16 protein-coding genes and 2 pseudogenes are annotated in these 18927 nt (G+C 54.9%); 11 read left to right on the top strand and 7 right to left on the bottom strand.

Going from position 1 to position 18927, the window contains the following annotated elements; translation table 11 throughout:
* A pseudogene (locus B142_RS13340) lies at positions 1-198 on the bottom strand (IS30 family transposase); the annotation flags it as partial.
* Positions 199-450: 252 nt separating this feature from the next.
* Entirely contained in the window at positions 451-1728 is a 1278-nt protein-coding gene (locus B142_RS0109880; protein ID WP_018121385.1) for an MFS transporter, read from the bottom strand.
* A 449-nt stretch (positions 1729-2177) separates the two neighbouring features.
* On the opposite strand from B142_RS0109880, the gene B142_RS13765 reads away from it, so the two are divergent.
* Together B142_RS13765 and B142_RS14295 are read left to right on the top strand one after the other, a co-directional pair.
* On the top strand, positions 2178-2330 hold the full coding sequence (locus tag B142_RS13765; protein WP_049169290.1) for a hypothetical protein: 153 nt from the start codon (positions 2178-2180) through the stop codon (positions 2328-2330).
* Positions 2331-2667: 337 nt separating this feature from the next.
* Positions 2668-2868, top strand: coding sequence for an IS3 family transposase (locus tag B142_RS14295; RefSeq protein WP_147579275.1), 201 nt, complete (start codon positions 2668-2670; stop codon positions 2866-2868).
* Between the two features lie 521 nt (positions 2869-3389).
* On the opposite strand, the gene ccsB is transcribed toward B142_RS14295, so the two are convergent.
* Complete coding sequence (ccsB, locus tag B142_RS12525) at positions 3390-4355, bottom strand: c-type cytochrome biogenesis protein CcsB (RefSeq protein ID WP_390885516.1); 966 nt, start codon at positions 4353-4355, stop codon at positions 3390-3392.
* 65 nt (positions 4356-4420) lie between these two features.
* Positions 4421-5620, bottom strand: a pseudogene (locus B142_RS13670) (IS3 family transposase).
* A 178-nt stretch (positions 5621-5798) separates the two neighbouring features.
* On the opposite strand from B142_RS13670, the gene mshA reads away from it, so the two are divergent.
* The 4 genes from mshA to B142_RS0109840 all read left to right on the top strand — a co-directional run bounded on the left by mshA (position 5799) and on the right by B142_RS0109840 (position 10365).
* Positions 5799-7118 (top strand): D-inositol-3-phosphate glycosyltransferase, encoded by a 1320-nt coding sequence (mshA, locus tag B142_RS0109855; RefSeq protein WP_018121381.1) that lies wholly within the window; start codon positions 5799-5801, stop codon positions 7116-7118.
* A gap of 27 nt (positions 7119-7145) precedes the next feature.
* Complete coding sequence (locus B142_RS0109850; protein WP_018121380.1) at positions 7146-7952, top strand: phosphoglyceromutase; 807 nt, start codon at positions 7146-7148, stop codon at positions 7950-7952.
* A gap of 5 nt (positions 7953-7957) precedes the next feature.
* Positions 7958-9472 (top strand): sensor histidine kinase, encoded by a 1515-nt coding sequence (locus B142_RS12515; protein WP_018121379.1) that lies wholly within the window; start codon positions 7958-7960, stop codon positions 9470-9472.
* A gap of 191 nt (positions 9473-9663) precedes the next feature.
* On the top strand, positions 9664-10365 hold the full coding sequence (locus tag B142_RS0109840; RefSeq protein WP_018121378.1) for a response regulator transcription factor: 702 nt from the start codon (positions 9664-9666) through the stop codon (positions 10363-10365).
* Here B142_RS0109840 and B142_RS0109835 read toward each other — a convergent pair.
* On the bottom strand, positions 10362-11279 hold the full coding sequence (locus B142_RS0109835) for a DUF3109 family protein (protein WP_018121377.1): 918 nt from the start codon (positions 11277-11279) through the stop codon (positions 10362-10364). The two genes, B142_RS0109840 and B142_RS0109835, sit on opposite strands and share 4 nt — an antisense overlap.
* A gap of 33 nt (positions 11280-11312) precedes the next feature.
* On the opposite strand from B142_RS0109835, the gene B142_RS0109830 reads away from it, so the two are divergent.
* The 5 genes from B142_RS0109830 (at position 11313) to B142_RS13320 (ending at position 15553) form a co-directional block, all read left to right on the top strand.
* Complete coding sequence (locus B142_RS0109830) at positions 11313-12242, top strand: Ppx/GppA family phosphatase (protein WP_081604980.1); 930 nt, start codon at positions 11313-11315, stop codon at positions 12240-12242.
* An 11-nt stretch (positions 12243-12253) separates the two neighbouring features.
* Positions 12254-13537: a hypothetical protein gene (locus tag B142_RS0109825; protein WP_018121375.1), complete on the top strand. Its 1284-nt coding sequence runs from the start codon at positions 12254-12256 to the stop codon at positions 13535-13537.
* A 154-nt stretch (positions 13538-13691) separates the two neighbouring features.
* Positions 13692-14498 (top strand): pyrroline-5-carboxylate reductase, encoded by an 807-nt coding sequence (proC, locus tag B142_RS0109820; protein ID WP_018121374.1) that lies wholly within the window; start codon positions 13692-13694, stop codon positions 14496-14498.
* Positions 14499-15031: 533 nt separating this feature from the next.
* Positions 15032-15223: a helix-turn-helix domain-containing protein gene (locus B142_RS0109815; RefSeq protein ID WP_018121373.1), complete on the top strand. Its 192-nt coding sequence runs from the start codon at positions 15032-15034 to the stop codon at positions 15221-15223.
* 228 nt (positions 15224-15451) lie between these two features.
* Entirely contained in the window at positions 15452-15553 is a 102-nt protein-coding gene (locus B142_RS13320; RefSeq protein ID WP_003855542.1) for a 30S ribosomal protein bS22, read from the top strand.
* 340 nt (positions 15554-15893) lie between these two features.
* On the opposite strand, the gene B142_RS0109805 is transcribed toward B142_RS13320, so the two are convergent.
* Both B142_RS0109805 and B142_RS0109800 read right to left on the bottom strand, forming a co-directional pair.
* Positions 15894-17600: an HNH endonuclease signature motif containing protein gene (locus B142_RS0109805; RefSeq protein ID WP_162138204.1), complete on the bottom strand. Its 1707-nt coding sequence runs from the start codon at positions 17598-17600 to the stop codon at positions 15894-15896.
* A 181-nt stretch (positions 17601-17781) separates the two neighbouring features.
* Positions 17782-18735: an HAD-IB family hydrolase gene (locus tag B142_RS0109800; protein ID WP_018121371.1), complete on the bottom strand. Its 954-nt coding sequence runs from the start codon at positions 18733-18735 to the stop codon at positions 17782-17784.
* Between the last annotated feature and the right edge of the window lie 192 nt (positions 18736-18927).

Genomic DNA, 18927 nt, shown 5'->3' with positions numbered 1-18927 from the left:
AGCATGACGGAACCACCTCGTTCCCACCGGTACGGACACCCCCACCTGAAGGGCGGCCTGCGCAGTGGTGATTCCCGTCGCGATCAGACCCCAGAACTGGCGTTGCACTGCCCGTGACGGAACCGGCCTACCCGGGGAACGCATCGCAGGCCGCAACGCCCGATCCGCACGCCACTGACGCCGCACCCCCACCGGCATATCACTGGTCTTCTTACTCCAGTCCTTGGTAGCCACCTTCTCATACCTCCATGCTCAGGGTGTTGCGACAACCAATTGAATCCACCCTATAAGCCGTGATCCGAATGGTGAATGAGACCTGTTGTTTCCTTTGCCGCGACAATCGCCTGGTTGAGTGCTTGCAGCAGCAAAGCCTGAAGTGCGCATCGAGTTCGATAGTGCCTCCCCAGCGATCCGTCGAGAAGACACGTCAGTGACAAAGGCCCTTGGGGCTTACTCGCATATGGGGAGCAAATTGAAATCGGATGCTTTAGGCAGTGTGCGCAGGACTGAACTTGCCGCTATCAAACAGGAGATAACCGAGCACAGAGCGCATAGTGCCATGCTTGCCTGAAAACCAATTGCAGCGAGAAATATACCCGCGCTGGCGGAGGCGATGATTGGTAGCAATCCCATCATCAGACGCGCTCCTGCCGAGCATTTTCCTATTTTTTCGGGAGGTGCTGATAACGCAAGCAGTCCTCCGGAATATGAGTTGCACGCAATGGAGGGAACTACGATGAAAAATGCTGCAACTGCGATAAACGGCCAATACTGAGAAAATACAAGAAGCAACAAATACCACAGTAGCTCCCAAAACATCGTTGCTCGGATGATGTTTCTTCCTGGCAATTGCTTGATGAGGCGGTCTTGAAGAAGTCCTCCAACAATCATTCCAAGGGCGAACATGGCTGAGGTGAGGCCGATTATCCAACCATCAACTTTGAGGTATGCCAGCCATAGGTCAATGGACGCGATGAGGAAAAAGTTGGCGAAGTTGGAGAAGATATCGATGCTGAAGATTGTTCGAAGCCTCGGATATTTCCAAATCCAAGCCAAAGAATATTTACTATCGGACCAGAACTGTCTAAACGAATACCGTTGCTCACTGTTTTTCTTCCCCAGGTCCGTACTGATGGTTCTTGAGGCATAAAGCGGACCCAACCCACACAACGTTTGTGCAATAAAGGGAATAACCGGGGCTAGACCGTAGAGAAAGCCTCCTAAAGGTAGTCCGACCATCCAGATAATGTTGTCTCGAGTTTGGTTACGGCCTTGCGCTTGAACAAGCAAATTCTCAGGAATGATGAATCTCAAAATGGCGTTGGTCAGGCCTCCGAACGTGCCTGTAATCATTCCTGCAAACAGGCTAAAGAAGAACAAAAGTGGGAAATTGAATTTGCCCAAGTAAAGCAGTAGCGAGAAGGTTGACCAGATACCAATTTGGCTCAGCCCGTAGAAGAGAAGTAACTTTTTCTTGTTAAAACGATCGATGATCATCCCGGCTGGGATCGTCATGATCATCGAGCCTGCCGAGCTTGCGGCTCCAATCACTCCCGCTTGACTTAGGCTTCCAGTGAGGTAGTAGCTCGCAAGTGAAATAGGGATAGCCACGAGGGATGCCCCCAAGGCGCTTGCTGTATCAGCGAAGAACCACCGTAGATAGTCAGGATGGTTCTTGCGTACGATGGTCCAAAATTTTTGATCAGAAGTCTTATAATCCTGCATCATGTCTCTCAATCTTTGGCAACCGCGACTGAAAGCTCATGCGCGCAGCATGAACCCAGCGTTGGAATTCCGAAATGGGTAATTCTCACGGGTCAACCTCTTGACCCGCCGCAACTTGCGGTGTGTCAAATGAGATTTATTGATGCAGTAATGTGAACATGATGTGCTCCAGGTCCTATGTCATTAATTTTGGATCAGTGCCGATAGACTTCCGCGCCATAAGCTCACTAATTCTCTTGGGGTAGGAGCTTGCTCTTGAAGAACAGGATGGAGACCATAATAGGTGGTCCCTCGTTCATCACTAATGATTTCGAAATCTATGGCTTTAATCTCTAGTTTGTTGTTGATGAGAATGTTTGAGGGAGATACGTCTATCCACTGTACGCCTGACTTTGCGATGGTGAAGTGTCCTGGGGTTTGTTCCGTCTGAGTAGATGGGAAAATCTTCGAACATGCCCAAAAAATTTGACCAGGATGCCAAGGACCGAGTTGTCCGATTAGTAGAAGATCGCATCTTGGCGGAAAATATGTCGATGCAGGCCGCGTGCCAGGCAGTAGCCCCAAAGGTGGGAGTTACATGGCACACGGCTCGTCAATGGACTTAAGCCTGCCCGTCGTGCAGGAAACATCCCAGAGCCTGTTCCTGAAGACTTGGCTGCGGAAAACGTGAGGCTACGCCGTGAAAATCAAGCACTCCGCGACACTAATGAGCTGCTGAAGGCCTCCTCAGCTTTTTTCGCATCGGAACTCGACCCAAAACGTTAAGAAATGATCCGATTCATCGATAAATACCGGGATCGTTTCTCTGCCTGAGTTCATCTGTACGACGTTGAAAAATAACCGGGCTGGTGGGTTTATTACCTCGCGTGGTTATCGCCAATCCACAGCCCGAGGGCTTAAACGCTCGTCATCTTCGTGACGGCGTGCTGGTTGAACGTATAAGTGGCTGTTCATAGAAATAATTACGGTGCCTACGGCGTGCGGAAAATATGGCATGCTCTACGCCGTGACGGAATCGATATCGGTCGTGAACACACCGCCCGGCTGATGCGCCTGGCTGGTGTTTCTGGCAAAGGCGCATCACCTATCACAACCCGTACACCTCAACCTGCCGGATCTGCGCCCGGATTTGGTGGAGCGTGAGTTCAAAGCCCAGGGGCCTTAAACACGCTGTGGGTGGCTGACATTACCTACGTGCGCACGAACAATGGCTTTGTGTATGCCGCGTTTGTTACCGATGTTTATTCAAGGGGGGGGGATAGTTGGGTGGGCGCTATCGGATTCAATGCGCACTTCAGGTTTCGCCGCTGCAAGCACTCAATCAAGCGATTGTGAGTGCTGAAGAAACGAGAGGTTTGGTGCACCATTGAAGATCATGGCTCGCAATACGTCAGCGTTCTCTACAACGAGAAACTCACTGAATTCAGGATTCAATCTTCCACCGGAATTGTTGGCGACTGATATGACACTGATATGACAATGCGTTGGCGGAAAACGTCAACGGCCCCTCACAAGAACGAGTTGATCCATACTCGCTGGTGGGATGATGTTGTCGAGGTGGAGACCGAATTGTGGAAGCAGAACCCGCAACAGGGAATAATAGAGATTAAGGCAAATGCCTAGGAACAAAACTCGGGGCACTTCATAAGTGAAAATTATGTGACTTAGTTAAGTCCCGCATAGGAATGCAAACCAGACACCACTTGATTGATAAAAAACAAATTAAAAATCATTGTTGCAAAAGCTAGGACATTGACCCACGCAGGAAAAACCGTACCTACAGAACGCGTAGCCCGGGAGTGAAGATAGGCGGCATAAAGTACCCATGTCACTAGAGACATTGTTTCCTTTGGATCCCAATTCCAGAATCGTCCCCAAGCAGCCTCAGCCCAGATAGCGCCGAAGATAATCCCCAGACCGAAAATTGGAAGGGCCCATATGCACGTTCGGTACGCCAGGCCATCTATAACCTCAGGGGAGGGCAAGGGGTTGCAAATTAACCGCACAAACTGAGGGGCGGATCCAGAGCGCGACCAAGAGCGGATAATAAAAACTAATGAGGCTGCACCGGAGACCAACGCGACGGATGCGCCAATAGAAACGGTAGTTACATGAATATAATACCAACCTGACTTAAGCGCAGGGGGCACGGGAGCAGAATCAATGTACAACTTGGTCCCGGCATAAAATAACAATGCCATTACCGGAGTCAATACCCAGGGGAGTAAAGGAAGATACCGAAAATTTGAGTAAATCTGACCGAGAATTAAAACGACTGCGACGCCAGAGAGCAGAACCGTGTATTCGAAAAGATTACCCCAAGGAAGCCTACCGGCCGAGAGTCCCCTTGTGATGAGATAAAGAACCTGAAGAGTAAGTGCAATAATAGTGATATAAAAGCTAGAACGGAACCAACGCGAAGTTGCAGGCGCAGACGACACATCGGTTGGCTTTGAATTATTCGAATTATCCTTAGTGCGCACAAGCGCTACCTTCGAGTACGCAAACAAACTGCAAGCTAATGCGAAAATATAGACAATAAGCATCGAGATGAAAATATTACTCTCTGCTGAAGCTAAAAATGATTTGTCGACAGAATTGTTGAAATTAAATGACAATTTATGACTCACTTTCTATGAAATGACCGCTCCAGACTAGGGGCTGGCCCCTGGAGAGTAGACACGTCGGGGGTTAGCTATGCTGATTTAGTTAGTGTAGCCGAAGCTTTGGTTTCAAAGACGTCAGGAGCCACAAGATTGCACCAGGAGTGCCGCCTGCGCGTGTTATAGCGCATGCACCACCGGAAGACTTCCTGGCGGCAGGTAATCGGATTGTCAAAGACTTTCCCATCACGCAGTACCTCCCGCTTTAAGGTGGCGTTAAATGATTCTGCTAGGGCGTTATCAGCACTCGTTCCTACTGCTCCCATGGACTGGCGCACACCCAACGACGCGCAATGGTCCCGAAACGCCTGTGAAGTATAGACACTGCCGTGATCGTCAGTGGAATACAGCCCCATCAAGGCTGCCGCGCACACCGTGTGCGTGGTCTAAAGCATCAATAACCAATGAGACCCGCATGTGGTCGGCAAGTGCATAACCTGCAAGTTTACGTGAATACGTGTCAATGACCGTGGCCAAATACATGTTTGTGCCACCCTTACACGGTAGATAAGTAATATTGCCGACATAGACGCGGTTTAGCTCGTTAGCTGTGAATTTGTGGCCTAGTAAATCTGGCATGACTCGGTGGCCAGGCTTAGGTCTGGTAGTGATGCATCGGCGGTGTTTGCTCAAGCCTTTTGAGCCCCATGGCTTTTGATGATGCGTGCGACTTTTTTGTGGTTTACCGGGGTACACGCCGTGTCCTCTTTCAAGGTTGCAGCGATGCGTTGGAGTGACGTAAAGACCATTCTCATCATCAAAGATGGATCTGATTTTAGCACCAATAAGACCGTCAGAATGTACCTTTAACCTGCGTTTTTTGCGGGTTCTGACCCATTTGTAGAACGAGGAATGATTCGGCTGTAACACGCGGCGCATCCGTGTGATCCGGATACTCGGTTCGGTGGTCATAGACACATTGGAAGCGGGTCACCAGTGAGTCCGCTTTAAGCAAAATACTTTGCAGCCTTACCCAGAATATCGCGTTCTTCGCGCAGCTGAGCGTTTTCTTTTTCGAGCTGGCGGATGCGTTCGGAATCATTGGCCACTTGAGCTTTATTGTGTAGCGCTTTCGTGCGGGAGCGTTTACCGGTGCCGTACTTTTTAACCCAGGAATATAGCGATGCCTGGTCGATTCCGAGCTCTGCTGATGCTGACTTCAGCGAGAGGTCTTCATTGTTTTCGTACAGGGCTACGGCATCGCGTTTAAACTCGTCGGAATACCTGGACATGGTGGTAGATTACCTTTCTTCCCAGCGCAAATGGGCTGGGTATCAGGTGTCCACCAAACAGGGATCAGGTCCGTCACGCTGGAATTATTGCTCTAGGTTTGTTCTAGGTTCGTTTTAGGTCACGACCTATATAAGCTCCAGTTCTGCTGCAGCACGCCAGTATCTTTAGGATGCAAGTATGCGCATCGCCATGATCTCTATGCACACCTCACCCATCGAGCAGCCGGGAATCGGCGATGCCGGGGGCATGAACGTCTACGTCTTAAATATCGCCCGCCAGCTCGCGAACCAGGGTATTGGCGTCGATATCTTCACCCGCGCCACCCGATCCTCCCAGCCGGAGGTCATGCAACTTGCCGAAAACCTCCGCGTGATCAACATCATCGCGGGCCCTTATGTCGGGCTCGAAAAAGAATCGTTGCCGACGCAACTCGTTGCTTTTACCGGGGGCATCGTGCAGTTCGTCAACAAAGAATCCCAGCCGGTGGCCAAGCAGGAGTCCCGTACCGGCTACGCTCCTTGTCACGCGCCGTATGATGCGATCCACTCCCACTATTGGCTCTCCGGCCAGGTTGGCTGGTTGTTGCGCGACCTGTGGGGCATCAGCCTCGTCCACACCGCCCACACGCTTGCGGCAGTGAAAAACGCCTATCGCTCGGCTGATGATACCGCCGAATCCGAGGCCCGCCGTATCTGTGAACAGCAACTTGTCGACAACGCCGACACTCTCGTCGTCAACACCGACGAAGAAGCCCGCGACCTCATTGGCCACTATGATGCCGAACCATCCAAGATCGTGGTGGTTCCGCCAGGTGCCGACCTAGAACTGTTTACCCCGGGCACAGACCGCAACACAGAGCGCTCCCGACGCGAACTCGGTATCCCACTACACACGAAAGTTGTCGCGTTTGTTGGCCGTTTACAGAAATTCAAAGGCCCCGAGGTGCTCATCCGCGCTACCGCCGAGCTGTTCCGCCGCGAGCCTGACCGGTGCCTGCGAGTGGTGATCTGCGGTGGTCCGTCGGGAAGCGCAGCCAGCCCGGATTATTACCACAATCTTGCCCGTGAACTGAGCGTCGCCAAGTGCATCCGGTTCATTGATACCCGCCCGCCGGAGGAGCTGGTGGCGGTGTATCAAGCTGCCGACCTGATCGCGGTGCCGAGTTACAACGAATCATTCGGGCTCGTTCCCATGGAGGCGCAAGCGTGCGGCACCCCGGTGGTGGCCGCGCGGGTCGGTGGCCTGCCGATTGCCGTTGCCGATGGACAGACGGGCGTGCTTGTCGACGGGCACGACCCTGCCGATTGGGCCGATGCGCTGGCAGATTTGCTGGACGACGACGAACGCCGCGTCCAGATGGGGCAGGCCGCGGTGGGTCATGCTGCGCAGTTTTCGTGGGCGGCGGCTGCCGACCGGCTAGTAGGGGTATTCCAGGATGCGATTGCGAGTGCTGACGGTGCATCCGGGCTGCGGAACCGGCAAGCCAGCGGCAATTAGCGGGTTGTCCGTGGCATGCTAGAAGCTATGACTGGACCTAATTCTGAACCGAATTCTGCCAACGGCAAGCTCATCTTGCTGCGACACGGCCAATCCACCTGGAACGAATCCAACCAGTTCACCGGCTGGGTGGATGTGGACCTGACTGCCCGCGGCGAAAACGAGGCGCGCCGGGCCGGTGAGTTGATTGCCACTGCCGGGTTGAAACCAGAAATCGTGTACACCTCGCTGCTGCGCCGCGCGATCCGTTCGGCAAATATCGCCCTGTCTGCGGCTAATCGCCACTGGATCCCGGTTGTGCGGAACTGGCGCATCAACGAGCGCCACTACGGTGCCCTGCAGGGCTTGAACAAGGCGGAAACCCGCGACAAATACGGCGAGGACCAATTCATGTCCTGGCGTCGTTCCTACGACACCCCGCCACCGGAGCTTGCCGACGACTCCCAGTACTCCCAAGCTGGCGACCCGCGCTATGCAGATGTGGAAAACCCGCCCCGCACCGAGTGCTTGAAAGACGTCGTGGCCCGTGCAATCCCGTACTTCGAATCGGAGATCCTGCCACGCCTACGGGAGGGCCAGACCGTGTTGTTGGCTGCGCACGGAAATTCACTGCGCGCGTTGGTCAAGCACTTGGATCAGATTTCTGATGAAGACATCGCTGGGCTCAACATCCCGACCGGCATGCCGCTGGTATACGAATTTGCCGCCGACGGTTCCATCGTGAACCCGGGTGGCGATTATCTGGACCCAGAGGCCGCCCAGGCGGGTGCTGACGCTGTGGCTAACCAGGGACAAGCGGGCCAGGATCAGGCTGCCCAGGATCAGGCCAAGTAACCCTCGTGACTACTGCGCACATTGTCCTGCTCACCGTCGCTGTGACGGTGCTAGTTATCGCCGTGATCCTGGTGCTTGGGGTTGCGGCCTTCTGGCGTGCACGACAGTCCAGCTACGTTGGCGCTCGTCTCGTCGAACGCGCGCAGCAGAAGCGTCGCGGGCGCCAAGCGAAGAAGTCGAAGTCACCCCGAGCGCATCGGTCTGAGCAGGCGCAGCAGCGTACGGGCGAGGCGCAGTTGTGGGGAGAGGATCAGTACCCGCAGCAGCAGTACCACCAGCAGTATCCGCACCAGCACAAGTATCAGCATCAGTCTTTCCAGGGGATGGACAACGTGGCTGCTACTGCTAGCACTGCTGCGGCGGCTAGTGCGGATGCGGAGACGGCGGCGGATGCGGCGCATGCGCCAATGCTGGAATCCAACCAGGTTGTGACCGTCGGCCAGATGCTGCATCTGGTGATCCAAAGTTCACCGACCGGCATTGTTGTCCTTGACCGTGATGGGGATGTCATGTTGTCGAACGCGCGGGCGCACGACATGGCGTTGGTGCATGCTCGGACCGTCGACAAGCAGGTCTGGCAGGTGGCTGCGAGCGTTTTCGACGACGAGGAAAAAGAAAACCGGCTGCTCGAGCTCGCGATACCGAAGCGTCGTACCGGCAATCGGATTTCGAACGTGCGCGCATTGGTCAAGCCACTCACGCTTGTCGACGACAGGTTTGTGATCGTCTACGGCACAGATGAATCGGAAAACGTGCGTATGGAATCCGCGCGGCGAGATTTCGTCGCCAATGTCTCGCATGAACTGAAAACGCCGGTCGGTGGCATGGCGTTGTTGGCGGAGGCGTTATTGGGATCGCCTGATGATCCCGAACACGTGGAGCATTTTGGAAAGCAGCTGCAGCGCGAGGCCACGCGTATGGCCGATATGGTCAACGAGCTGATTTCTTTGTCCAAGCTGCAGGGGGCAGAAGCCCTGCCGGAGATCGAGCAGGTGTCTGTCGGTGACGTCATCAGTGCTGCGATCGTGCGTAACCAGATGGCCGCGGAGAATCATGGCATCGAATTGCGCACCCCGGAGGGGGAAGCATCTGCGGCCGGGATTTTCGTCGCCGGAAATCGGAACTTGTTGGTCACGGCGGTATCTAACTTGGTCTCGAACGCCATTAACTATTCCCCAGATGCCACCCCGGTCACCATCAGCTGGGAGGAGGCCTCTGCGGATGAAGTGTGCATCCACGTTTCTGACCAGGGGATTGGCATCGCTGCTGCGGATCAGGAACGCGTTTTTGAGCGATTTTTCCGTGTAGACAAGGCGCGTTCGCGGCAGACCGGCGGCACGGGGCTGGGGTTGGCGATCGTGAAACACGTTATCGCGAACCACGGCGGCAAAATTAGTCTGCGCTCTGAGCTGGGTGAAGGCACCACATTTACGTTGGCTTTGCCGAGGTATAAGGGTGAGACGGCAGAGATCGACCAGGATCTGGAGACTGGCCGTTCTACAAGTGCAGGACTTGATTAAGCCGTGATATAGGATGAGCGGTGTGACAGAAACCATCGTTTAAGTCACATCAGCCTGCGCGACCAGACCATGCTTGTGGCTGTGTGGCTGTATGGCTGTGCGGCTGTATGGCTGCACAATTCAGAGTGGACCAGCAAGCGTAATCGACCGAAGCACATAATCGACCCGAAGTACAAAAAGGACAAGGCCCCATGGCTACTGTTTTGATCGTTGAAGATGAAGAGTCGTTAGCCGACCCACTGGCATTCCTACTTCGCAAGGAAGGCTTCGAGACTCTGACGGCAACCGATGGCCCGAGTGCCTTGTCGACGTTCCAATCCGAGCACGTCGACATCGTGTTGCTGGATCTGATGCTGCCGGGCATGTCGGGCACTGAGGTGTGCAAGAAGATCCGGACTACATCCCAGATACCGATCATCATGGTGACCGCACGTGATTCCGAAATTGACAAGGTCCTGGGGCTGGAGCTTGGTGCCGACGATTACGTGACCAAACCGTATTCCGCCCGTGAATTAACCGCCCGCATTCGGGCCGTACTGCGCCGCGGGGCTGATGCTAGCACCAGCGAACCGGCGGCCGAGGGGGCATCCGAAAATATCCTGGAAAGTGGACGCGTGCGCATGGACGTCGACCGCCACATCGTTTATGTCGACGGTGAAGCTGTGCCGATGCCCCTGAAAGAATTCCACCTGCTGGAGTATTTGCTGGAAAACGCGGGCCGTGTGTTGACCCGCGGGCAACTCATCGACCGCATCTGGGGTTCGGACTATATCGGTGACACCAAAACGATCGACGTGCATGTGAAACGTCTGCGCTCCAAGATTGAGCCGGAACCATCGCGCCCATCCCACCTGGTGACTGTGCGCGGGCTGGGCTACAAATTCGACGCCTAACTTTGTGAGCCCCGGTTATTCGCCGCCTCCCGGGTAGCCGGGTGCTGCGGCAGATCCACACCTGCAGCGCGAGCCTCGTCCCGCAACTGACAATGGCTGGCCAAGATTTCGTAATTGCTCTGGCCCATCACTGCGACCAATTCCTCCCGGTGGGTTTTCCACAACGGATCCGTCGTCGTATGACACTGCGGCGCTGACGAACACCACCAATCAAACTCTTCGCCGCCATTGCCCCAGGCGCGCCGGTCGTATTCACTGATCACCGTGCGCAGAATTTCCACATCGTCGCTGCGGGTTTCATAATCCTCATGCCGACGAATCGGCACCTGCCAGCACACCTCCGGCTTGACGACGGTCAATTCCTCACCTTCGGCCACCGCCCACTGGTGCAGCGCGCAACCTGCGCCCGTTCCCCAGCCATGGCGATTCGCAAAAATGCAGCCACCGTCGACAGTGCGCGTTTTCAACGAAGGCTCCATCTCTCCGTCGTCGTTTTCTTCCTCGTCCCAGACCAGCCACGGCTCCAACTCGCCAGCTGGCGCTACTCCCGACAAGTGCTCCTCGGTATTGCTCGGGCGCAGCTGCCAATACTTCGCAGGCATCTCGCGGACGGCGTCGAAAAGCTGATCCTGGTCGGTTTCGTCGGCAAGAAACGCCCCATGAGTGCAACAGGCCACGTCGGTGATGCCTTCGCGGATGCCGAAACAATCCGAGGTGCCGAACTTACAGCTGTAATGGGACTCCACCCAGGTCAGATCGATGGAAAAGACGTGCTCCGGATCATCCGGGTTGGTGAATTCGAACCACTCCCGAGCGAAATCCGGGGCTACCTCCCGGCCAGCACGAATAGACTTGCCGGCCGGCGAGCTTGCAGGAAAACCAAGGAAAACAGAAGAAGACTGAGCGTGATTCACACTTAGACACCGTAGACCGTTTAGGCTAGACGTGTGCGATTAGGTGTAATTGACGTGGGCAGCAACACTGTCCACCTAGTAGCAGTAGATGTCCGCAACGGTGGCCGGCCCACTCCCATGAGTGATTGGAAGACCTCCCTGAAGCTGGTGGAGCAGCTCGATGCTGACGGCAATATCCACGAACGTGGGCTGAAAAAGCTCATCTCGGCTGTTGGGGAAGCCAAAGAACTCGCCAACAAACTCGGCTGCGACGAGTTCATGCCCTTTGCGACGTCTGCGATCCGTTCCGCCACCAATTCCGCTTATGTACTGGACGAGGTAGAAAAACACACCGGCGTGCGTCTGGAGATTTTGTCTGGTGAGGACGAAGGCAGGCTGACGTTCCTGGCGGTACGCCGGTGGTATGGCTGGTCAGCCGGGCGGATCACCAACATCGATATCGGTGGAGGCTCGCTGGAACTGTGTACGGGCACTGATGAGCACCCAGATGTTGCCAGCTCGTTGGACTTGGGTGCTGGCCGGTTGACCTACAACTGGTTTGACACCGACCCGCCGGGCAAGAAAAAGATCAACACCCTGCGTGATTACATCGATGCTGAACTCAAGGACGTCACCGCAGAGATTCGGGCCTACGGTGATCCCGGGATTGCAGTGGGAACCTCGAAGACAATCCGGTCATTGGCTCGTCTGACAGGTGCCGCGCCTTCGTCGGCAGGACCATATGTACGGCGGAGCCTGACCGCACCGGGTCTGCGCCAGTTGATCGCGTTTATCTCCCGAATGACTGCTTCTGACCGTGCCGAACTCGAGGGCGTGAGCAGTGACCGTTCGCATCAAATTGTTGCCGGTGCTTTGGTTGCAGAGGCTAGTATGCGAGCATTAGGAATCGACGAACTCGAGATCTGCCCTTGGGCACTGCGCGAAGGCGTAATTCTGCGTCGCATTGATAAAGGACTGGAATAGGGAGAAACAGCATGTCTGACGACAAACAATTGACAGTCGCGGAATTGTTGGCTCGCGCCGGGAAAGAAGATAGCGATGCCGACGGCACAAGCGGTGGCCGGGCACGTTCTGGCAAAGAGGGCTCGGAAAAGCCACGTCGACGTCGCCGCAGCATGGAAGACGGTGGTGGTGTCTCTGTTGCGGAGCTGACCGGGTCGTTCCCGAAGGTGACAGCTAAGCCCAAGGAATCGAAGCATGGTTCGCCTATCGACGAGCCGGACGGGCAGGGTGCGCGGGGTACGCAGGGCTCGCAGGGGTCGCGAGGCTCGCGGCAGGTTGAGAACGCGGAGAAGGTTGGAAACGCGACGAAGGCTGCGAATGCGCCGAAGACTGCGAAAGAAACTGCGTCGAAGGCTGAATCGAAAGCTCCACACAAAGCCGCGGCGAATGCTCCACAGAGCCCCTCGGGGCAAACCGTCGTTCGGAAGAAATCGAAGACCGTCACCGTTGGTCGGAAGGCAGACGATCAGGCTTCGACCAGCAAAGCCGCCAGCTCGGGCAACAAAGCCGCCGAGCCAGCACAAACAAATGCCGGTCAACCGACCGCAAAGCCTGGCACGCCTGCGCCTGAATCGACATCGGCACAGGGCAAACCAGCAAACAAGGCGACCCAGCAAGAACCAAGCGTCGACAAGAGTGCTGCAACTAAATCTGCAACTAAGCGGGGTGCACAGACCAGTCCCGCTGCAGACGAGACCGCTGAGATTTCTCGTGTCACCGATAAGAGCGAATCGAGCCAAGCGGCAAGCACTAAACAGCAGGATGCTGAGTCCACCGGCGAGATTCCGAAAGTCACCGATTCACCATCGAATACGGCAAAACAGGGTGGGACGGCGTCGGCAAGCACACGTGAGCGTCGACAAGCAGACGACGATACTTCGGAAATCCAGAGCGTTCCTGACAGCGCTGCACAAGATGCAGCAGCCAGGCGTCACGAGCAAGCCCCAGTTTATGCAGGCGGTGCTGATCTCGACGACCAGGATGAATCCGTCTCCGAGGGCGAAGGTATGAACCCCGTCGCGGTGATTTTGCTGGCATTGGCAGGGATTGTCCTCGGTGTGGTCGTTTTCAAGGGCTTCGAGATGCTCTGGGATGCGCTCAACAATTACCTGGTTGCAGCGTTGGCCGTGGGGGTTACCGGTGTTATGGCGGGTATCGTTCATGCGCTTCGGACAGAACGAGATGGCTTGTCGATGACCCTGGCTGTCATCGTTGGCTTGTTGCTCACTTTTGGCCCGGCGGTGTTGGTGCTCTAGCGCTTTCGTTGGTTCCGGTATGGGAGTTCGTGGAGAAGACCACCTCGAATAATCCGACCGGAGCGTTCGTGACGATGACCTTGAATAATAGTGAAATCCCTAGTCCGCCCCAGTGTGGTGGCTAGGGGTTTTGCTTTCTGGCATCGTAGATTGCATGACTAACATTGCAGTTTTAGGCGGAGGTCAGATCGGCGAAGCGCTTGTTTCCGGTCTTATTGCCTCTGATTACGACCCAAAGTCCATTACCGTCACTAACCGTAGCGCGGATAAGTCCAAGTACTTCCAAGATAACTACGGTGTGAACACCACTTCGGACAATGACGCTGCTATCAAAGATGCAGATTATGCGTTTTTGTGCGTCAAGCCCTACCACATCATCGACCTTTTGGAAGATCTCTCTGAGACGTTGCAGGCCCGGGGGGATAAGACCGTAGCAGTTTCCATGGCCGCGGGACTGACCCTCGAGGCAATGGAGAAGGCTGCGGGCAACGGCGTGCCGGTGGTGCGCGTTATGCCAAATACCCCGATGCTGGTGGGTAAAGGCACCAACGCTGCAGCACCGGGAACAAGTGTTTCCGACGAGCAGATGTCGGGTGTTTCGGAATTGCTCGAGGCAGTGGGTGAGGTTGTCATCGTCGAAGAATCCAATATGGATGCGGTGACGGCGATGTCGGGATCGTCACCAGCGTATTATTTCTTGGTTACTGAGGCACTCATCGATGCTGGTGTGCAGCTGGGATTGAAGCGTGACGTTGCCGAGAAATTGGCTACCAATGCGGCGCACGGTGCAGGCAAGATGCTGACTGATTCAGGACGCGATCCAGCGACGCTTCGCCAGAACGTTTCATCCCCAGGTGGCACCACCGTGCATGCTCTCCGCGAACTAGAAGAATCCGGCTTGCGGGGGATGTTCTTCCGCGCTGCAGAAGCATGTGCAAACCGGTCGAAGGAACTTGGCTAATTTGGCTGAAAGTTTCACCCAATAAGGCCGCAGCCAATTAATCAGCGGTTGGTTGGCTGCTGGGTTGTTCGTTGCGGACACAACGCCGTCGTACTTACCGTGCACCATAGATAACGTCGTGGTGGCGGTGTAGTACGACGGCTTTCTAATTTCTGGAACGTAGGGCCGGGGGAGAGGGGCTGGGGAGAGAGGTAATAGGCAAAGGGTGAGGGCTAGGCCTGAACGCAGCGGCCGCGAACGGTGCTGGGAACACGCGCGGCGTTAGGATCTGAGCGAGATTCTCCCTTTCGTGCATCCTCGTAATCTGATGGAATCCGCAAGGACCGGCTTTCTGGTTTCAGCTGATAGTCGCAACCACTGAATCTCAGGTTTCAGCTGATATTTGGGGGAGGTTAAGCGAAAGGTGGGAATAATGTGTAGGGGTGAGTCGCAATAGTCACAAGTGACACGCTAGACTGGTTTGAGCACGTGCGTGTGAAGTCCTGCGGGAGGGGAAGCCTGCAGCGCACTACGAGCTGAAGGGTGAGATATATATGGCACATGAAGACAAGGGAACGTTTCTGACCATTGCCGAGGTCGCGGAGATGATGCGCGTCTCAAAGATGACTGTCTACCGCCTCGTGCACGCTGGTGATTTGCCGGCTGTTCGCGTGGGACGTTCTTTCCGCGTTCACGAAGAAGCCGTGAACGAATACCTGAACTCTTCTATCTACGAGGTTGGGTAAGTTTTACACGGCCTTAGCGCGGTAGCGATTGGCGCTTTTCGCAACTGAAAGATTGGCTTTCGCGTGGTCATTTCTGATGATCAAGCGGCTAGTATTCATTGGTTCGGAAAGTGCGTCGGATCTGTACGTCTGTACAGATTTGGGTAAGCTTCTTGACAATCGCTAAAGTGTTGAGCATTAGTGTCGGCAGTTTGTACACATATCAACTAAGAATTGAGGGTACTGACCATGGGTTCAGTCATTAAGAAGCGCCGTAAGCGCATGTCCAAAAAGAAGCACCGCAAGATGCTGCGTCGTACTCGCGTCCAGCGTCGTAAATTGGGTAAGTAAACTAGCCCGAATTATTCAGTTGGAGTCAGGTCGAAAAGCCTTGGCTACCAGCACGCACCCTGTGGAGCCGATGAGGATCCTGCATCTTTGTGAGATGGATGGATCCTAGTTGCCGGTTTGCCACAGGGATTTTGTGTACTCGTAAGTCTTCCTGGAGTCTAAGAACTCTGGAGTCTAAGAACTGAGGGAAACCTCGGGGTAATAGACAAAACCTCGAGACAAAGCACCTCGTGACAAGGCCCAAGCTGGTGATGGGCTGATCGGGGAAATCAAAACCGCCAAGGCACTTCGAGACAAAGCCTAGGCCTGCCAGCGAATTCCCACGAATGCCTCCGAATACTTAGGCTGCTCTGTGAGAATGTGCGCTTTCCACAGGCCCATTGTCTTGTGCAATTAGACGTCGCGCCGGGGATTTACCTGCGGCAATAGTGCTGTTGATTTCAATGTTTCCCGTTTTGGGGTTGTACTTGCCGACGAGATGTGTGTCTTCTTGCCGCACCATGTGGCCCATATTCTTCTTGCCATCACGCTGGTCGTTGTTTGCTCGGTGATGATAAGAGCACAGAAGGGTCAGGTTTTCGAAGTCTGTTTTCCCACCCTGGGCATAGGCAGCGATATGGTGACCTTCACAATTCGCCGCGGGTTCTGAGCAATCTGGATGGCTACACACCAGTTGCATCGCAGTCAGAAAAGCTCGTTGGACCTGCGACATGTTTCGTACCGTCCCCGCATCGAGGAGCTGTGCCCGCCGGTTGTCGGTGATTCCGAGGTGACACTCAGAAATCCCCAGTTGCATTATTTCAGCGGGGGTCAGCGTAGCTCCTGTATCCGTCTGGAATTGCGTTTTCGGTCCCATATTTAGGTAATCGTTGATAGTGCCGACGAGTACCAATTGTGCAGAAACGCTTCCCGACGGCTGCGGCCGTGACGTGGTTACAGCCGCCCCGGTGGATACATCTGGTTGTGTATGTGGTTCTGAACTCGATGCACGAACCGGAATCCGGGAAGATGCGGTAGCGTGTGCTTCTGCAAGATTCGGAGTTGGACCAAAGATCGCGTCCATGAAGTAATCATGGATGAACTGCGACTGAGTCCGCGTTTCGGTGATCGTGGCATCTGCCTGTCGTGCTTTCCAGACACGGGTTGCTTTTGCACGAATTGCATCAAAGCGGGCCGAATATGCCGAATCGGTGGTAATCCCGAAGTTCATCATCCCGTTGGGCAGCTCACGGGGTTGCGAGATATAGCGTTTGGAGCGTGCCGACGCACGCGAAGCGCGTTTCTTGGCTGGGCTAGAGTGCGCATCTGGGTGATTGTTAGCATTTCGGATTCGTTCCCTGCACCACTGCGATAGGTCGGCGCAGTCGCGCCCGTTGAGAGCCTCCTGCATAGACTCCAGACGTACGCGATGTTTGCCAGGAACAGCCGTGTCATTCAGATGGCGCAGCTCCCGATCGATGGCATCGACTTTATCCGTCGAAATTTTGCGCGTAAGCCGACGGGCCTCGGACTGCGCGTGTTGTTCCTGACACAACTTATTTTTTGCCCGGCGCATGCGTTTCGAGCGTTGATTGCTCGTTTCTTCGTCGGCGACGTCGTCGTCCGGATCGTATTCTGCGATGTGGATATGCCCATAGGCGGTCTTTGCGCGGGTTCTCATGGTATTGGCGTGAGATGTGGAATATCCCAGCTGCTTGGTATAAAAACCGCGCGAGGTGGTCGTTCCAACCAGCCTGCCCACTTCGCTGCGTTCAGCACACCAGGCAAGCGAGATTTCGCTGGACCGACGCGCGGAGACAGCTTCTGCGAGGTATTCGAGTGCCCGGGCAATAGTGGATCGATGGTCCAAATGCTTGCTTCTGGACTGGGCTAGTTCGTCGGCAAGATCCGCCAGCTCTGAGTCTAACTTTGCGAGGATAGATGCAATATCGGCAATGCGTCGCCAAGCATCCTCTCGTTGTTGATTACGCAGATGTGCGGGGCGGTTGTGTGAGTTTTGTTTTTTCGGCTTTGTTGATGGTCCAAGTAATTTTTGAAGTGGTGACATGGGCATCACGCTAATGGGGTTAAAGCGGTGCCCACAGACAGAAGTGGTGAGAATCGGAAAAAGCTGTGGATAAAAGGAGTTATCCACAGCTTGGGGCAAAGCAGGGTTGCGCTAGCAGGGTTGCGCTAGCACGAATTGTTTGACAGGAGACAGGAGTTGGCCAGGAGGAATTGGTGTGGCGCTACTTCTTCGATGGGCCCCAGATTTTCCAACCGCCGTACGCACCATAAGAAAACAGTGCGGTGACCAAGGCAGGCAGGCCGAACGAGCGGACGGCTTTGCGTAGTGAGCGGTAGTCGTTGACTTGCCACCCACGGGATTCGGCTTCCTTGCGCAGATCGCGATCTGGATTAATAGCGACGGCTGTGCCCACCATCGTCAGCATGGGGATGTCATTAATCGAATCAGAATAGGCTGTGCAGCGCTCCAGGTCGAGTTTTTCCATCGCTGCCAAAGCCGCAACGGCATGTTTTTTACCCGGGCCGTGCAAAATATCGCCTACCAAGCGGCCGGTGAATTTGCCATCCTTCACCTCTGGAACAGTGCCCAGTGCACCCGTGAAACCGAAGCGTTGGGCCAGAATCTGCGCCAGCTGCACCGGGGTTGCTGTTACAAGCCATACCTGCTGACCAGCGGCGAGGTGCTTGTTCGCTAGCTCGCGAGTAGCCGGATAAGCCTTATCTGCTACTCGCGAATCGACGATTTCCTGGCAAATGTCATTGAGTTCTTCAACCGTGCGGCCTTTGATGAATTCCAGCGCCAATTCACGCCCGTCAGCAACATCCGAGATGTTTTCTGAGCCTGTAACGCGGTATTTAATTTGCTTCCAGGCGATGGGCGCGATGTCTCGCAGACGGAAAAAACGTTTCCGCGCCAACCCCATGGCTAAAACCACCAAAGAAGAGCCCTGGATCAGCGTGTTGTCAACATCAAAAAATGCTGCTGCGCCGGTGTCCTGTGGGATATCCGGATCCGGTTGTGTGAGCTTGAAGCTTCCTGCGGCTTCCACCGAACCCGAAACTGAAGCTACGCCCGAGTCGAAGTCGGGGAGTTCGATGCCGAAGGCTTCATTGATTGCATTAGCGGCGGCTGCTTCGCCAGCTTCTTGCTGATGTGCCTCGTCCAACGGCGGCATTACCGTGTTTTCCAAAAAACGTCGAAGGTTTCCGCGACTAGCAGACCATTCTGCGAGGAAATCTTCTGCCGAGTTCAGCCCGCCACCGTCAGGATCAGACAAGAAATTCACGGTTTAAAGACTACCCGTTTATGCAAACCGCCCTACAAGAACTGCCCTACAATACGAGAAAGCCGCCAAACGAGGCCACCA

The organism is Corynebacterium propinquum DSM 44285, assembly GCF_000375525.1.
GTDB lineage: Bacteria > Actinomycetota > Actinomycetes > Mycobacteriales > Mycobacteriaceae > Corynebacterium > Corynebacterium propinquum.
This window is presented reverse-complemented; position numbering and strand designations above follow the sequence as displayed.

Excerpts from the sequence above, each read along its gene's own strand:
- B142_RS0109880 (WP_018121385.1), bottom strand. The coding sequence starts at position 1,728 with ATGATGCAGGATTATAAGACTTCTGATCAAAAATTTTGGACCATCGTA.
- B142_RS13765 (WP_049169290.1), top strand. The coding sequence starts at position 2,178 with ATGCCCAAAAAATTTGACCAGGATGCCAAGGACCGAGTTGTCCGATTA.
- mshA (WP_018121381.1), top strand. The coding sequence starts at position 5,799 with ATGCGCATCGCCATGATCTCTATGCACACCTCACCCATCGAGCAGCCG.
- B142_RS0109850 (WP_018121380.1), top strand. The coding sequence starts at position 7,146 with ATGACTGGACCTAATTCTGAACCGAATTCTGCCAACGGCAAGCTCATC.
- B142_RS0109840 (WP_018121378.1), top strand. The coding sequence starts at position 9,664 with ATGGCTACTGTTTTGATCGTTGAAGATGAAGAGTCGTTAGCCGACCCA.
- B142_RS0109825 (WP_018121375.1), top strand. The coding sequence starts at position 12,254 with ATGTCTGACGACAAACAATTGACAGTCGCGGAATTGTTGGCTCGCGCC.
- proC (WP_018121374.1), top strand. The coding sequence starts at position 13,692 with ATGACTAACATTGCAGTTTTAGGCGGAGGTCAGATCGGCGAAGCGCTT.
- B142_RS0109815 (WP_018121373.1), top strand. The coding sequence starts at position 15,032 with ATGGCACATGAAGACAAGGGAACGTTTCTGACCATTGCCGAGGTCGCG.
- B142_RS13320 (WP_003855542.1), top strand. The coding sequence starts at position 15,452 with ATGGGTTCAGTCATTAAGAAGCGCCGTAAGCGCATGTCCAAAAAGAAG.
- B142_RS0109805 (WP_162138204.1), bottom strand. The coding sequence starts at position 17,600 with ATGTCACCACTTCAAAAATTACTTGGACCATCAACAAAGCCGAAAAAA.
- B142_RS0109800 (WP_018121371.1), bottom strand. The coding sequence starts at position 18,735 with ATGCCGCCGTTGGACGAGGCACATCAGCAAGAAGCTGGCGAAGCAGCC.